Genomic DNA, 14,243 nt, shown 5'->3' with positions numbered 1-14,243 from the left:
CTCCTCATCTTTTAATCATTCAGTAATTTTAAATCAGCAATTATTTTATCATATGGTACATCAAGTCCATTGTAGCCCTTCACAATGACACCGTCGCGATTGATCAGAAAGATTTTTGTACCGTGTGTAACTTGATCAGTGCCTTCTTCCTTTTGAGCAAGTGTTTTAAAATTTTTTGCAATAGCTTGTATATCTTCTTGGGAGTATCCAGTTAAAAAATTCCATGTATTTAAATCTGCTTCATATTTTTCAGCATATTCACTTAATACGTCAGGTGTATCTCTTTCTGGGTCAACAGAAAACGACACCATCTTAGCCTTTACTTTTTCTGCTGCTAGCATTTCCTGAAGCTTTGCCATATTTGCTGTCATCGGTAAACAGACTGTGGTGCAATTTGTAAAAATAAAATTTGCAACCCAAGCTTCCCCCATATAATCATTGCTGCTCACATTTTTTCCATCTTGTGTGACTGCATTAAAATCTTGCAGTTTCCAAGCATATTCTGCTTGAAAACTTGGTTTTTCTGCACAGCCTGTCAATAAAAAACAAAAAACAATAAACGATGCCCATTTCATTCTTTTTCTTTTTTTCAAGCAAACCTTCTCCTTTTCATTACAATACTCTCCCATTACTAACTTAAATTATTTCTGCCAATACGATCGTGATTAAAAACACTTTTATATGTAAAATATAAATGATCATTATCAAAAATTTTTCTATGAAGGGTGGACAATATGCTAAATAAAGAAAAATATCAATTAGGCTATAAACGATTCGAATCACTTGCCAAAAAGTATGTCGATAACCCGAAGAAAACGGCAAATTTAATCAATAAAACGAAGAAAAAAGCAAAAAAAAATAAAGGTTCATTAGCAAAGGTATGGAATAATTTTCAACTTCTTACCGAATTACTTAAGTCTTGGTCAACTGGAGAATATCGAAATATTTCCAAGAAATCAATTGTCTTAATTATCGCCTCCATCCTCTATTTCGTTTCACCCATCGATATTATTCCTGACTTTTTATTCGGAATTGGAATTATCGATGATGCAGCTGTTATTTCTTTTGCCATTAAACAGCTCTCTGGTGAGATCGAGAAGTATCACCTTTGGAAACAGAATACAGTACAAAATGAAAGCCAGCTTAAATAAAACGATTATAAATAATTTCTCCTCATCAAAAAACCTGGCTCTCTCATAAAATACATTCGAATTATTCAGTCATTCGAATATATGATTTATTGATAGAGAAACCAGGTGTTTGTAAATCGAAGCTGCATTTTTTATTTTGCGAAACGGTGATTGCCAATAACTTTCGTAACTGTTTTCGTTCTCAGCCAGCTGTCACTCGTTTTATCAGGATTAAAAAAATAAATTGATTTTGTACCTTGTTCTTGAAGAGCAAGGGCTTCCATTACAGCATTTTTTGATTGAGCATCCGCTGGTTTGTTAATCGATCCATTGTCAACAGGCTGAAATTGTTTATCTTCATAAATGACATCTTTAATCGTATCTGGGAATCGCTTGTCTTCTACACGATTTAACACAACTAATGCGACAGCTACCTTTCCATCGTATGGCTCCCCTTTTGCCTCTGCATAAACAAGCCTTGCTAACAGATCCTTTTCATCATTAGAGATGGATTTTGGAATGATTATTTTTTCACCAGGATGAATGTCATCCGATTTTTTACCATTTATTTGTTTTAGCTCGAGCTCTGATACTCCATTCTTTACCCCTATTTTTAAAAATGTATCGCCTTTTTTAACAGTATATATATGAACATTATCTAATGTTTTCGCATATGAATGCTTAATTGCTGACGGGACAAATTGGAATGAGAGAATCATAAGCCCTGCAAATATAGCTGCAAGAATCTTCATATTGAATCTCCTCCATCATATTTTCTTCTATTCCTTTAAGACGTTATTACCGTAACATAGATTTTCATTCGACTCCACACCCAAATAATTTCCATGTGAATTAAGGGAGATCTAGGAAATAATCAGTTTATGCTTTTTTACTAGGCAAATAAAACTTATCTGTTATAATGAATAAGGAATAAAAAACGCTTTTTAAACTTAATAGGCTGAAATGTAGGGGAACCGTGAAAATGGTTGAGATTTCATCAATTGATGATAACCCTTAGAACCTGATCTGGGTAATACCAGCGGAGGGAACATATTCGAGCACCAACTATGTTTCGCTTATATGCGCCCGGGTTCTTTACCTTGGGCGTTTTTTATTTCCAAAAAAAAGAAAAACGGAGGCGACTGCTTAGGGACGACAAGCTTAAGACAAGTTGGCGAGTAGGTTGTTCTTTACCTACTTGACAGCTTGGCTTAAGACCTCGAGTCCCTAGGAGCCAAAGCTGGACAATGAAAAGCGGAGGCGACTGCTTAGGGACGACAAGCTTAAGACAAGCTGGTAGGTAGGTTGTTCTTTACCTACTTGACAGCTTGACTTAAGACCTCGAGTCCCTAGGAGCCAAAGCTGGACAATGAAAAGCGGAGGCGACTTGCCGAAGACTAGACAATTGGAGGTATTACATATGAAAAAATGGTTAACCGTCATTTTTACTGTTCTTGTACTAGTAGGATGCGGGAAGAGTAATGAACAAGTGACACCGTCTGGAAACGATAAAGATCAAAAGGAACCGAAGAAAGTTTCTGTCGTCCTCGATTGGACGCCAAACACAAACCATACTGGATTATATGTGGCAAAGGAAAAAGGCTTTTTTGCTGAAGAAGGATTAGATGTAGAGATTATTATGCCTGGAGAAGCGGGTGCTGATCAGCTTACAGCAACAGGCAAGGCAGATTTCGGTGTCAGCTATCAAGAAAGCATTACACAAGCTCGGATTCAAGGAGTTCCACTTGTCTCCATCGCAGCTGTTATTCAACATAATACATCTGGATTTGCTTCCCCAACTGAGAAAAATATTACTTCGCCTAAAGATTTTACTGGAAAAACATATGGTGGTTGGGGTTCACCTGTCGAAAAGGCAGTCATTGATTCATTAATGAAGGTCGAAAAGGCAAATGTTGAAGACGTTTCCATTGTCACTATGGGAGATACGGACTTCTTTACTGCGGTGAAAAGAGACATTGATTTTGCTTGGATATTTTACGGTTGGACAGGTGTTGAAGCAGAACTTCGTGGAGAGAAAATAAATATGGTTTATTTAACGGATTATACTGATAAACTTGACTATTACACCCCAGTTCTCGCTACGAGTGAAAAGATGATTGAGAAAAACCCAGAAATAGTAAAAGCCTTCATTAAAGCCGCTTCAAAAGGATATGAATTTACTATCAACAATCCAGAAGCTGCTGCGGATATCCTTTTGAAATCTGCACCAGATTTAGATGAGGCGCTTGTGAAAAAAAGTCAAGAATGGTTAGCACCTTATTATCAAGATGATGCGGCTAGATGGGGAGAACAAAAACTTGAAGTTTGGAAAAACTATGCAAACTGGATGTTTGAAAACGGTCTTCTTGACAAAGAATTGGAAGCAGAAAAAGCATTTACAAACGAATTTTTGCCAAAATAAGGGGATGTAACCAGTGACTAATACATTATTAAGTATCCAAATTATTCCGAAAACAAAAAATGGAGAAGATGTGATTCCATATGTTGATGAGGCGATCCGCATTATCGATGAATCAGGTGTTAAATATGAAGTGCACCCGTTAGAAACAACAATGGAAGGTGAATTAGGACAGTTGCTTAAAATCATTGCTGACATGAACGAAAGAATGATTGAGATTGGAAGCAGAAATGTTATTTCACAAATAAAGATACTCTATCAGCCAACAGGAATTGCCATGGATGATTTAACGGAGAAATACCGTTCATGAAAAGTTATTTATTGAAAGGATGGAGACCAGGATTCCTTCTCCTCCTTTTATTCATTATTTGGGAAGCAATCGTCAAAATGGCAGGGATTCAAGAATGGCTTCTCCCCCCACCTTCTGCAATATTTTCAGAAGCAATTAACGGATGGACGAGCTTTTTCTCACACTTTCTCTCAACGATAAAGTTATCTTTGCTAGGTTTTGTAATTGGCTCAAGCATCGGTCTACTAACAGCCATTATTCTTCATCTGCTGCCATTTATAAGAGAATCGGTCTACCCGCTATTAATCTTATCGCAAAACATACCGATTATCGTCCTTGCACCACTATTAGTCATATGGTTTGGGTTTGGGCTTTTACCGAAGCTTATCGTCATTACATTAGTATGTTTCTTCCCGATTACGGTTGCGACACTTGATGGTTTTAAACAAACACCTAGCGATTTAAAACACTATATGATGATGGCCGGAGCAAACCGTAAGCAGCTTTTTTGGAAATTAGAGCTTCCTTATTCACTTCCAGCTATGTTTTCTGGATTAAAAATTTCTGCGACATATAGTGTAATGGGTGCGGTTATATCAGAGTGGCTTGGAGCTAAGATGGGAGTTGGGGTGTATATGACACTTGCCTCATCTTCATTTCGAACAGACCGTGTATTTGTTGCCATTTTTGCCATTATGGCATTAAGCTTGCTCTTTTTTGCTGTCATAAAATTAATTGAGCATTCTCTAATTCGCTGGAAAATGAAGGGAGATGATATACAATGACTTTACTCGCAATCGAAAATCTCTCAAAAAGCTTCGGGAAACACGGAATAATCAACGAGCTCCATTTACAAGTGAAGGAAGGAGAATTTGTTTCCATCCTTGGTCCTTCTGGTAGTGGCAAAAGCACTCTTTTTAATATAATAGGTGGCTTAATCGTCCCAGAAAAAGGAACTATCACATTACAAGGGAAACCTATTAATGGACAACGTGGAATGATTAGCTATATGCCACAAACCCCTTCTCTGCTTCCTTGGCGAACTATCGTTCAAAATGTTCTTTTAGGCCAGGAATTACAAGGAAAAACGGATAAAGAAACAGCCATCCACATGTTAAAAAGAGCTGGTCTTGGGAATTATCTTGAATCCTTTCCACATGAGTTATCAGGTGGAATGAAGCAAAGAGCTGCATTTATTCGTGCTTTATTAAGCCCACAGCCAATTATTTGTTTAGATGAACCTTTTTCTGCTTTAGATGAATTAACGAGATTAGACATGCAAAAATGGTTACTTGATGTTTGGGAGTTACATAAACCAACCATTTTATTTGTCACCCATAATATTGATGAAGCGCTGTTTTTATCTGATCGAGTTTTAGTTTTGTCCACTCGACCTGCACATGTTAGTTTTGAGCTTTCTGTTCCTTTTTCACGTCCTAGAAAAGAAGAACTATTGCTTGATGAGCAGTTTTTACATTGTAAAAAAACAATCCACTTTGCGTTAAAGGGAGGAAAGATTAAGTGAGAAGGATGATTGATGCCCATATTCATCTTGATCAATATAAGGACGAGGAAATTTATGAATTAGCAAGTAAGTATCATGAAACCGAGGCTCTTGTTTCTGTTTCGATGGACTTGCGATCAGCGAAAAAAACTTTACTGCTTGCCAATAAATATTCAAAAGTAAAGCCTGCATTCGGCTTTCACCCTGAGCAGGCACTTCCAAGCGAAGCTGAGCGAGAAGAACTTATAAGCTGGATGAAGAAGCATAAAGAGCGAATGATAGCTGTTGGTGAAGTAGGTCTGCCCTATTATTTACGGCAAGAAAAAGCCGTTTCACAAGCTCCATATATCGAACTATTAGAAGCTTTTATCCTATTAGCGAAGCAATGGGATAAACCGATTGTCCTTCATGCTGTTTACGATGACGCCCCAATCGTGTGTGAACTATTGGAAAAGCACTCTATTCAGAAGGCGCATTTTCATTGGTTTAAAGGCGATAATAAGACTATTGAACGTCTCATCAATAATGGTTACTATATATCTGTTACACCTGATATTGTTTATGAACAAGAAATTCAAAAGCTTGCAATGACTTTTCCTTTAGAGAAAATGATGGTGGAAACAGATGGACCTTGGCCATTTGAAGGTCCTTTCCAAGGATTAATGACACATTCAAATATGATGCACGAATCTATCTTAATGTTAGCTAAGATAAAAATGGTAGACAAAGACACGACCTATCATCAAATATTTGACAATACAAAAAACTTTTACTCACTAGTATAAAAAATAAAACCCATTATACAAACAGCAAACTAGCTTGAATGTATAATGGGTCATGTTTTCTTCTGTTACTCATTCGTAAACTCTATTGAACGATAATCATTCGGATCGATTTTTTTCAGTATTGCCAATTGTTGTTTAGTTGGAAGAGAAGTATATTTAATCTCATCATAAATTAATTCAAAACCTGTGTTCGCCTTCACTTCCTCTAAGGAAGATGTTGGATGAATACTTTCTAAATGAAGCTTTCCATTTCGAAATTCGAAAATACATAATGGTGTAATAATTCTCCAAAGATTTCCCCGGGTCGTGATGAAATCCACCTTTTCAACAAAAGTACGTATATCATGCTTTGTTCTCCAAATAATTGCTTTCTTCGCGGTTGGAATAAGCACTGCACTTCCAGCCCCACCTGGTAAACGAACCTTTGGTTTATGATAATCACCAATTACAGAGGCATTAATATTCCCATTTATATCAAATTGAATGCCGCCGAGGAAGGCAACGTCAAGTTTTCCTCTCATTGACAAGTCAAAAACTTGATCAAGTGGAAAATATGCTTCACCTGTTGCAAGTAAATCAGCCCCTGCCGAAGAATAGGAAGCATGTTGGATTGAACTTGGATTTACTCCACCCGGAATATTTAAATGGACTAAATTCGGGGCATGAGTGGATTTTGCTAATGTCATAGCAGTCATCGGTAAGTGAGATGAAACACCATGGAAAACAGTTTCTCCATCAAGCAGCATATTCGCTATCGCACAGGTCATTAGGTCACTAACTCTTATGTCTGTATTTATCATATATACATGCCCCTCCTTTCTCCATAATAATCTTTTGCTTCATAGGTTTTTAAATACTCTTTTACGTCAGCTTTGTTTTTCATTGAAATAAATGATGTCAATGATTTATCATCAATATCGTATTTTTTATAACAGGATGCTGGGGCCGCTCCATTTGGAGCAAGCACAACAGCACTTACTAAAAACCCTGGGATATCGACACGTTCAGCATGTAAATTCGTTCTGCTTTCTGGCACTAGTTGTTCTGTTGTAATAATTACCTTCTTGGCTGCTCTACTTAATAAAACATCTTCAAATTTTGGCCCATAAATAAAAGCATTCCCTCTCGCATCGCATTCTTGAACATGAATAATCGCTACATCTGGTACAAGTGATTTTACGAGTGTGACTGGTTCACCACTAAATGGGTCCTCAACAACTACAAAGTAATCATTTTTTAAGATTAGATCACCCGCTTTGAGACCGTGAACTGGCATGAAAGGCACATTCATTGACGCCGCTCGAAGTGCACAAATTACGGTATAACAAGCATGTTCATTGCCAATAATTTTGCCGGTTTGAACACCTTTACGATAATGGGAAGCCAGTCCATATTTTGATTCATAACTGACAAATCCCGCATCAACGGAATATACGCAATCCATCGCACATAATAAATCAATATCATGAGCACCAGCGGTTTTTACAAGTTTTAAGTTCTTCTTTTCTTGACGTGCAATTTCACGTACAGCAGCCATAGGTGCTCGATGAAGAACATTTCCACCAATAGCAAGCATTTGGCCATCATCTATCATTCCAATAGCTTCTTTCAATGCCATTACCTTTTTCATTGATATCACCTCCATGATGAAAGAGTGTGTTTGCTTATTTTACTGCATTACTGGCAATATGAACGGCATCCCAAACGCCAGCAAACGGTGGAGCGTAGACTAAATCAGTCATGCCTAGCTCATCAGCTGACATATTATTGTGAATAGCGACAGCAAAAATATCAACTCTTAAAACGGCTCCTTTTTGCCCGATTGCTTGAGCACCAAGAATTCTTCTCGTTCGTTTTTCACAAATTAGCTTTATCCATATCGGGGTTTGATCTGGATAATAACCAGGATGGTCAGCACTTTGAACAAAAACAGTAGAGTAATCAATGGCTAAACTTTGTGCTTCAAACTCTGATAATCCTGTTCTTCCCATTTCTAAATTACAAACTTTTATAGCCGCACTACCAAGAGTTCCAATATATTTCGTATGTTCTCCCGCTATATTAGCACCAGCAATGCGTCCACATTTATTAGCATTCGTTCCTAATGGAATAAATGTATTTTCTTCCATAACTTTATGGTAAACTTGTGCACAATCCCCTGCAGAATACACATTCTCAATATTCGTCCTCATTTCGCGGTCAATCATGACAGCACTATTGCTTGCTAACTTAATTCCCGAGCCTTCCAAAAACCTCGTAGCAGGCTTCACTCCAATTGAAAGAAGAACTAAGTCTGCAGCATATGTACCTTTATCTGTTTGAACCGCCTCGACACGTTCGTTTCCAATAAAGCTTTCGACCTTTTCATTTAAGTTCAAATGAACACCTTGTTCAATCAGTTCTTTCTCCGCAATATCTGTTAATTCTTGATCAAATGTTTTTAAAATCCGCTCAGAAAGCTCTACAACTCTTACCCTTTTTCCTAGTCGTAGCATCGCTTCGACTACTTCAATTCCGATATATCCTCCACCAACGATTACGACATCCTGTATGGATGGATCATTAGCAATTTGTTTTAGACGAATTCCATCTTCTAACGTTTTTAGTACATGGATATTGGAAAGATTAACACCAGGAAAAGGTGGAATAAGAGGAACTGTTCCAGTTGAAATCATTAATTTATCATATGTTTCAATAAATAACTTATTATTTACGATATCCCTTACCATAACTTGTTTCTTTTCAGGAACAACTTTAACAACTTCATGCTGAATATAAATGTCCATTCCCATTTGTTCAAATTGTTCTTTCGTTCTAGCAATCATTTTTGTATAATCATCATTTTCGCCTGAAACATAATATGGGAGTCCACAGGCACCATACGATAAAAACTTGCCTTTTTCATAGACAAGTATTTGAGCATCTTTATTCATTCTTTTTAATTTAGAGGCAGCAGACATTCCAGCTGCTACCCCTCCGATTACAATCAACTTCAAATTACGTTTATTATCCATCATTTATCACCTGCATTATTAACTATGGAAGGCTCGTCGTCAATAATTCCAACGACTATGGCATCTATCGGAGTATTCTTATTTAAGGCATGATGAGCAGAGTATCCTTTAGTGACTAACACAAATTCTCCTTCACCAGCACCAAGTTCATCTGCCGCAATAAAGTAGTCGTCCTGACTTCCATGACAAGGTTGAATGACAAGAAGCTTAAACCCTTGCAGACTGTCATATTTTCGTGTCGAAACTACTTTACTTATCACCTTGCCTAAAATCATAATAAAACCTCCGTTACTCTTGTAATATTTTTAGCATTTCATTTCCATTTAAGTTAAATGCATTGGCATCGTCTGTATCGATATGCATATCAAGAGCGTAGCGTTCATTCACTCGAATGGTTACTTGTCCCATTACTCCACCCTTTTCGCCATCGACAAGCACGGAAACCTTTTGTTTATCCGCCACACCGAATTCAATGGCATCTTTCGGCGTCATATGAATATGGCGATCGGCTATAATACATCCCTCCAGCAATTCCACTAGTCCAACAGGTCCAACTAACGCAATAGGTGCAGAACCTGTTAAATTTCCTGAATTTCGAACAGGCGGATTTAAACCTAGCTTCCTTGCATCTGTTCGCGAAATTTCAATTTGGGTTTGCTTTCGTAATGGTCCTAAAACTCTGACATTTTCAATCGTCCCTTTAGGACCTTTCAATATGACCTTTTCATTACAAGCATACTGGCCTGGTTGTGAAATTTCCTTATAAAAAGTTAACTGATAGCCTTTGCCAAAAAGTATGTCTACATGCTCTTGTTGAAGATGTAAATGCCTCGCCGAAATACTGACTGGAACATGCGTTTTTTTTTCTTTTTCTAGTAAATGATGTTCTTGTAGCTCTTTTACTACTAGTCTAGTAATATTTTCTATTAACTTGGATTCATTGATATGCATGCCATATCACCTTACCTACTTAAGAAATGGCAATATTTTATTGACATCAGCATGAGGTCTTGGAATTACATGAACAGCTACAAGTTCCCCTACTCTTCCTGCAGCTTCTGCACCAACCTCTGTTGCTGCCTTAACTGCCCCGACTTCTCCTTGAACAATAACAGAAACGAGTCCAGATCCGATTTTTTCACTGCCGACGATCTCTACGTTTGCTGCCTTTAACATCGCATCTGCTGCCTCAATTGCTGCTGTTAATCCTTTAGTTTCAATAATTCCTAATGATCCACTCATCGATAATTCCTCCTGTATTTTGAATTTATTTTTAGCACTCAATCATTTTGATAATTTTTATTTCCTATATCGCTCTTACTTTAATGCTGGCAAAAGCTTTGCAATATCCCCGTGTGGTCTTGGAATTACATGAACAGCGACTAATTCTCCAACTCTCTGTGCTGCTTCTGCACCAACTTCTGTTGCTGCTTTAACTGCTCCGACATCCCCTTGGATAATAACGGATACTAATCCAGAGCCAATTTTCTCACTGCCAACGATTTCTACATTTGCTGCCTTTAGCATTGCATCTGCTGCTTCAATTGCTGCTGTAAGTCCTCTAGTTTCAATAATTCCTAAAGATCCATTCATAATAAAATCCTCCTCAATTTCTTTAAAGTATTATTTTTTTTCTTTAACTGATTTCTTTGGTTTTTCTTTTTCTTTCATCTTTTCTTTTACTATAGGAATAGATTTTTCCTCTTCTAATTGGGAAGGAACAATATACCGCATAATTTCTGGATGCGGATTTGAAATGACTAAGGCCATTTTAAGCGGGTTATTCATCTTCTCGCTTGCTACATTTCTCGCTGTTTCCATGGCAACTGTTATATTCGATATCGTCCCACCAAATACCATCGTCACTAATCTACCGCCAAGGTAATTCTCACTTGTTAGAAATTTTACATCAGCTGACTTGCAAATGGCATCTAATAACTCGATTGCAATCGTAAAATATTGTGTTTCAACTACCCCAAGCGCTTCATAATTTTTCATTGTTTTGCACCTTTTTCATTTGGCTCTATAAGACATTCAAGTCCTTCATACGGTCTGGCAATCACACGGGTAGCTATTAATTCACCATAGCGATAAGCTACAGATTCCCCAATTTCTAATGCTTCTTTAACAGAGGCAAGGTCTCCTTGAATTAATACAGTAATTATTCCAGAGCCAGTTCGTTTAATATTATAAACTTCTACATACGCAGATTTAACCATTGCGTCTATACAGGCGGTGGCAGTTACCAGACCGACAACTTCAATAATGCCTAAAGATCGGTACATTTTATCCGCCTCCCTTTTTATTTTTTCTTAACCTTTCCTGAAAAAAGCAATTCTTGTAACTCTGGCATGGCTGATGGAATGAAATGGGTAAGTATATCATCTTCACTGATATATTTCTTCGCTTCCTGTGCTGCCACTTCTAAACCGGTTTTTACATCGGAAATTTTTCCTTTAAACTTTACTTGTACAACGACAGGAATGGCTGCCTTTTCTCCTTGTATCGGATTGTTTACATCAATCCCAGTAATCGTAACATCTGCAGCTTTACAAACTTTGTCCATAACAGCTAATGCAATACTATAACCTTGAACCTCGATAACCCCTACTGCCTCTGACATCATGTTCACCTACCCTATAATCCGGAATCCGCCCTCCGCTAGCACACATCTTCTTTGTCTCGTAAAAGTTCTAGCAGAAGTAATTCCTTCTCCTGTTGGACCGGCAATTGTCATTGTCGTATGACCTTCGCCGCCAAAACCAACTCCAGCCATGGATGAAGCATTTTTTACAAAAATCGTTGTTTCGACTGCTCTTGCAAATTTAGTTAAATGATCAATATTACGAGAATGCATAATGGCCGTATGTCTGTTTCCATGTTCAGCTTTTACAGCTAAATCAATGGCTTCATCAAGCGTTTTTACCCTGACAATCGGAAAGACTGGCATCATTTGTTCTAATTGAACAAATGGATGGTTAAAATCAACCTCACAGATTAATAGTTTTATATCTTCTGGTGGATTTATCCCTAACTGCTTTAGAAATAAGCTGGCATCCTTGCCAACCCACTGTTTGGCAACATGATACTCACGTTTGTTATTTAAAGAGCATCCTCTAGCTTCTTCATTCACATTTTCTTCAAGTGCAAAACTCATAAGTTGCTGTAGTTGAGTTTGATCAAGCATATAGGCACCATGATTTAACATGTTGAATATTAAATCGTCTGCCACAGAATCCAATACAAACAATTCTTTTTCAGCTATGCAAAGTAGATTATTGTCAAATGAGGCACCATTAATGATCGCTTTGGCAGCGTTTTCTAAATCAGCCGTGTCATCAACAATAACAGGTGGGTTGCCAGCACCTGCACCGATTGCCTTTTTCCCAGACTGTAATAATGTTTTCACTAACCCTGGCCCACCAGTGCCAACTAGTAATTTAATTTTTGGACTTTCTATTAATGTATTTAATGTATGTAAAGATGGCTCTTTAACCATCGTTACGAGCTGTTTGGGGCCACCTGCTCCTATTATTGCCTTATTAATTAAATCAACGACAAATGCGCATGAATTCTTTGAAGATGGGTGAACATTAAAAACAACTGCATTTCCGGCTGCAAGTAGTCCAATTGAATTGTTAATAATCGTTTCTGTTGGGTTTGTTACTGGTGTTACAGCACCAACTAAACCAAAGGGAGCTTGCTCCACAATCGTAAGTCCTGCATCCCCAGAAAATGCATTCGTTTTTAAATCTTCAGTTCCTGGCGTTTTACTTGCGACTAATTCATGTTTTGCAATTTTATCTTCATATTTGCCAAGCTTTGTTTCTTCATAGACCATTTTTGCTAATTGTTCTTTATGTTGCAAAACCGATTTACGAACCGCTTCAATCATTCTTTCTCGGTCTTTTAACTGATAATATTTTACATAGTTCATTTGAGCATGATAGCCTGCGTCAATCGCGTCCTCCATTCGGTCGAATACACCACTATAAGGAGAAGCATTGTTTGGAATTGAATGCTCATTTACTCCTCCAGATTGTTGCACAGGTGTGATTATTTTCATTTGTATCGGTTGAATGGAAGACGAAGCATTTCTTTGAACGCTGCTTTGAGCTTCAGGATTCTTTTTCATTACCGTATCGATATTTTCCATCACTGACTGAATTATTTTTTGAATATCTTTTTCAGTAATATTTGCACTCATGAATTTGCCTCCTCTCACTATTTCGTAAGGGTTTTAAGTACTTCTTGCGTAACTTTGCGAACAATACTTTCAATGAGCTCATCTTTATTTGACATTTCAGCATGTTGATTTATTTTTGCAGCACTTTGTGTTGTATGTTGTTGATAACTGTTATTATCACATTGTGGAACACCACCAGTTGTTATCCCCATCTTTTCTCTCATTGTTATCAAATCTGATATTTGAGAGCAGTTTAGCTCATTTGCCTTATTAATAATATTGTTAGAATACATAAGCATTAGAGCGTAATGTTCTAATGATTCCATTCGATAATAAGCTTGAATAATGTCTTTTCCCCATGTAAGTGCTCCATGATTTGCTAACAGAACTGCATTATAATCCTTACAATACGGAGCAATCGAATCCGGTACCTCTTGTGTTCCTGGTGTTGCATAAGGTGCAACAGGAACAGTCCCTAATAGAACGACTGCTTCAGGTGAAACAGGTTTATCTAAACTTATTCCCGCAATCGCAAATGATGTGGCGACTGGTGGGTGAGCATGCACAACTGCATTCACTTCTGGATTCTCATTATAAACGCGAAGGTGCATTTTCACCTCAGAGGATGGTTTCATTTTTCCTGAAAGGATTTTTCCTGAAAGGTCCATCTTGACCATCATATCCGGTGTCAAGAAGCCTTTACTTACTCCAGTAGGAGTAGTCAAGATTGTATTAGGACCAACCTTTACTGAAATATTTCCATCATTTGCCGCAACGAAATTCTTACTATAAATTCGTCGACCAATTTCACATATCCATTTTTTAGCCTCGAATTCTGAATAATACTTTGTTTTGTCTAACATAAAAAGACAACTCCTTACATCGTGTGCGATTTGACTTAAACCGCCTCTTATTT

General features: G+C 37.5%; 20 protein-coding genes and 1 riboswitch. Of the genes, 6 read left to right on the top strand and 14 right to left on the bottom strand.

Features of this window, described 5'->3' with window-relative positions; translation table 11 throughout:
* Positions 1-11: 11 nt before the first annotated feature.
* A complete protein-coding gene (locus tag KDN24_RS09125) occupies positions 12-593 on the bottom strand; it encodes an SCO family protein (RefSeq protein WP_409974552.1) in 582 nt (193 codons plus the stop codon).
* Positions 594-734: 141 nt separating this feature from the next.
* Here KDN24_RS09125 and KDN24_RS09120 point away from each other — a divergent pair, with 141 nt between their 5' ends.
* Positions 735-1,151, top strand: a complete 417-nt coding sequence (locus tag KDN24_RS09120; RefSeq protein ID WP_491348387.1) for a YkvA family protein — start codon at positions 735-737, stop codon at positions 1,149-1,151.
* 131 nt (positions 1,152-1,282) lie between these two features.
* On the opposite strand, the gene KDN24_RS09115 is transcribed toward KDN24_RS09120, so the two are convergent.
* Positions 1,283-1,882: a cell wall hydrolase gene (locus KDN24_RS09115; RefSeq protein ID WP_409974550.1), complete on the bottom strand. Its 600-nt coding sequence runs from the start codon at positions 1,880-1,882 to the stop codon at positions 1,283-1,285.
* Between the two features lie 205 nt (positions 1,883-2,087).
* A riboswitch (TPP riboswitch) is annotated at positions 2,088-2,195 on the top strand.
* A 355-nt stretch (positions 2,196-2,550) separates the two neighbouring features.
* Here KDN24_RS09115 and KDN24_RS09110 point away from each other — a divergent pair.
* From KDN24_RS09110 to KDN24_RS09090, 5 genes are read left to right on the top strand one after another with little or no spacing between them, the layout of a single operon-like run.
* The gene (locus tag KDN24_RS09110) at positions 2,551-3,552 is read left to right on the top strand and encodes an ABC transporter substrate-binding protein (RefSeq protein ID WP_409974549.1); all 1,002 of its coding nucleotides are present in this window, start codon (positions 2,551-2,553) and stop codon (positions 3,550-3,552) included.
* Between the two features lie 13 nt (positions 3,553-3,565).
* Positions 3,566-3,859, top strand: coding sequence for a thiamine-binding protein (locus tag KDN24_RS09105; RefSeq protein ID WP_409974548.1), 294 nt, complete (start codon positions 3,566-3,568; stop codon positions 3,857-3,859).
* Positions 3,856-4,623 (top strand): ABC transporter permease, encoded by a 768-nt coding sequence (locus tag KDN24_RS09100; protein WP_409974547.1) that lies wholly within the window; start codon positions 3,856-3,858, stop codon positions 4,621-4,623. The genes KDN24_RS09105 and KDN24_RS09100 overlap by 4 nt, the downstream gene beginning before the upstream one ends.
* Positions 4,620-5,363, top strand: a complete 744-nt coding sequence (locus KDN24_RS09095; protein ID WP_409974546.1) for an ABC transporter ATP-binding protein — start codon at positions 4,620-4,622, stop codon at positions 5,361-5,363. Before KDN24_RS09100 ends, KDN24_RS09095 begins: the two co-directional genes overlap by 4 nt.
* Positions 5,360-6,127: a TatD family hydrolase gene (locus tag KDN24_RS09090; protein WP_409974545.1), complete on the top strand. Its 768-nt coding sequence runs from the start codon at positions 5,360-5,362 to the stop codon at positions 6,125-6,127. Before KDN24_RS09095 ends, KDN24_RS09090 begins: the two co-directional genes overlap by 4 nt.
* Positions 6,128-6,192: 65 nt before the next feature.
* Here the strand turns inward: KDN24_RS09090 and KDN24_RS09085 are convergent, their stop codons facing one another.
* From KDN24_RS09085 to KDN24_RS09030, 12 genes are all read right to left on the bottom strand, one after another.
* Positions 6,193-6,927 (bottom strand): CoA-transferase subunit beta, encoded by a 735-nt coding sequence (locus KDN24_RS09085; RefSeq protein WP_409974544.1) that lies wholly within the window; start codon positions 6,925-6,927, stop codon positions 6,193-6,195.
* The gene (locus tag KDN24_RS09080; protein ID WP_409974543.1) at positions 6,924-7,757 is read right to left on the bottom strand and encodes a CoA transferase subunit A; all 834 of its coding nucleotides are present in this window, start codon (positions 7,755-7,757) and stop codon (positions 6,924-6,926) included. The genes KDN24_RS09085 and KDN24_RS09080 overlap by 4 nt, the downstream gene beginning before the upstream one ends.
* Before the next feature lie 34 nt (positions 7,758-7,791).
* Positions 7,792-9,141, bottom strand: coding sequence for a CoA-disulfide reductase (locus KDN24_RS09075; protein WP_409974542.1), 1,350 nt, complete (start codon positions 9,139-9,141; stop codon positions 7,792-7,794).
* Positions 9,141-9,416 carry a EutN/CcmL family microcompartment protein gene (locus tag KDN24_RS09070; protein ID WP_409974541.1) on the bottom strand — a complete coding sequence of 92 codons (276 nt, stop codon included), beginning with the start codon at positions 9,414-9,416 and terminating at the stop codon, positions 9,141-9,143. Before KDN24_RS09070 ends, KDN24_RS09075 begins: the two co-directional genes overlap by 1 nt.
* A 13-nt stretch (positions 9,417-9,429) precedes the next feature.
* Positions 9,430-10,092 carry a phosphate propanoyltransferase gene (gene pduL / locus KDN24_RS09065; protein WP_491348386.1) on the bottom strand — a complete coding sequence of 221 codons (663 nt, stop codon included), beginning with the start codon at positions 10,090-10,092 and terminating at the stop codon, positions 9,430-9,432.
* 15 nt (positions 10,093-10,107) lie between these two features.
* Entirely contained in the window at positions 10,108-10,383 is a 276-nt protein-coding gene (locus KDN24_RS09060; RefSeq protein WP_409974539.1) for a BMC domain-containing protein, read from the bottom strand.
* A 75-nt stretch (positions 10,384-10,458) separates the two neighbouring features.
* On the bottom strand, positions 10,459-10,734 hold the full coding sequence (locus KDN24_RS09055) for a BMC domain-containing protein (RefSeq protein WP_409974538.1): 276 nt from the start codon (positions 10,732-10,734) through the stop codon (positions 10,459-10,461).
* 30 nt (positions 10,735-10,764) lie between these two features.
* A complete protein-coding gene (locus KDN24_RS09050; RefSeq protein WP_409974537.1) occupies positions 10,765-11,139 on the bottom strand; it encodes a BMC domain-containing protein in 375 nt (124 codons plus the stop codon).
* The gene (locus tag KDN24_RS09045) at positions 11,136-11,426 is read right to left on the bottom strand and encodes a BMC domain-containing protein (RefSeq protein WP_409974536.1); all 291 of its coding nucleotides are present in this window, start codon (positions 11,424-11,426) and stop codon (positions 11,136-11,138) included. Before KDN24_RS09045 ends, KDN24_RS09050 begins: the two co-directional genes overlap by 4 nt.
* A 17-nt stretch (positions 11,427-11,443) precedes the next feature.
* Positions 11,444-11,764 (bottom strand): BMC domain-containing protein, encoded by a 321-nt coding sequence (locus KDN24_RS09040; protein ID WP_409974535.1) that lies wholly within the window; start codon positions 11,762-11,764, stop codon positions 11,444-11,446.
* Between the two features lie 9 nt (positions 11,765-11,773).
* A complete protein-coding gene (locus tag KDN24_RS09035) occupies positions 11,774-13,348 on the bottom strand; it encodes an aldehyde dehydrogenase family protein (protein ID WP_409974534.1) in 1,575 nt (524 codons plus the stop codon).
* Positions 13,349-13,365: 17 nt separating this feature from the next.
* On the bottom strand, positions 13,366-14,190 hold the full coding sequence (locus KDN24_RS09030; protein ID WP_409974533.1) for a class II aldolase/adducin family protein: 825 nt from the start codon (positions 14,188-14,190) through the stop codon (positions 13,366-13,368).
* Between the last annotated feature and the right edge of the window lie 53 nt (positions 14,191-14,243).

The organism is Cytobacillus sp. Bva_UNVM-123 (assembly GCF_046351715.2).
GTDB lineage: Bacteria > Bacillota > Bacilli > Bacillales > Cytobacillaceae > Cytobacillus.
The sequence above is the reverse complement of the archived record's forward strand: the minus strand, read 5'-3'. Positions and strand labels throughout refer to the sequence as shown.

Excerpts from the sequence above, each read along its gene's own strand:
- KDN24_RS09055 (WP_409974538.1), bottom strand. The coding sequence starts at position 10,734 with ATGAATGGATCTTTAGGAATTATTGAAACTAGAGGACTTACAGCAGCA.
- KDN24_RS09100 (WP_409974547.1), top strand. The coding sequence starts at position 3,856 with ATGAAAAGTTATTTATTGAAAGGATGGAGACCAGGATTCCTTCTCCTC.
- KDN24_RS09095 (WP_409974546.1), top strand. The coding sequence starts at position 4,620 with ATGACTTTACTCGCAATCGAAAATCTCTCAAAAAGCTTCGGGAAACAC.
- KDN24_RS09075 (WP_409974542.1), bottom strand. The coding sequence starts at position 9,141 with ATGGATAATAAACGTAATTTGAAGTTGATTGTAATCGGAGGGGTAGCA.
- KDN24_RS09115 (WP_409974550.1), bottom strand. The coding sequence starts at position 1,882 with ATGAAGATTCTTGCAGCTATATTTGCAGGGCTTATGATTCTCTCATTC.
- KDN24_RS09080 (WP_409974543.1), bottom strand. The coding sequence starts at position 7,757 with ATGAAAAAGGTAATGGCATTGAAAGAAGCTATTGGAATGATAGATGAT.
- KDN24_RS09120 (WP_491348387.1), top strand. The coding sequence starts at position 735 with ATGCTAAATAAAGAAAAATATCAATTAGGCTATAAACGATTCGAATCA.
- KDN24_RS09060 (WP_409974539.1), bottom strand. The coding sequence starts at position 10,383 with ATGAGTGGATCATTAGGAATTATTGAAACTAAAGGATTAACAGCAGCA.
- KDN24_RS09045 (WP_409974536.1), bottom strand. The coding sequence starts at position 11,426 with ATGTACCGATCTTTAGGCATTATTGAAGTTGTCGGTCTGGTAACTGCC.
- KDN24_RS09070 (WP_409974541.1), bottom strand. The coding sequence starts at position 9,416 with ATGATTTTAGGCAAGGTGATAAGTAAAGTAGTTTCGACACGAAAATAT.
- KDN24_RS09030 (WP_409974533.1), bottom strand. The coding sequence starts at position 14,190 with ATGTTAGACAAAACAAAGTATTATTCAGAATTCGAGGCTAAAAAATGG.
- KDN24_RS09050 (WP_409974537.1), bottom strand. The coding sequence starts at position 11,139 with ATGAAAAATTATGAAGCGCTTGGGGTAGTTGAAACACAATATTTTACG.
- KDN24_RS09040 (WP_409974535.1), bottom strand. The coding sequence starts at position 11,764 with ATGTCAGAGGCAGTAGGGGTTATCGAGGTTCAAGGTTATAGTATTGCA.
- KDN24_RS09110 (WP_409974549.1), top strand. The coding sequence starts at position 2,551 with ATGAAAAAATGGTTAACCGTCATTTTTACTGTTCTTGTACTAGTAGGA.
- KDN24_RS09085 (WP_409974544.1), bottom strand. The coding sequence starts at position 6,927 with ATGATAAATACAGACATAAGAGTTAGTGACCTAATGACCTGTGCGATA.
- KDN24_RS09035 (WP_409974534.1), bottom strand. The coding sequence starts at position 13,348 with ATGAGTGCAAATATTACTGAAAAAGATATTCAAAAAATAATTCAGTCA.
- pduL (WP_491348386.1), bottom strand. The coding sequence starts at position 10,092 with ATGCATATCAATGAATCCAAGTTAATAGAAAATATTACTAGACTAGTA.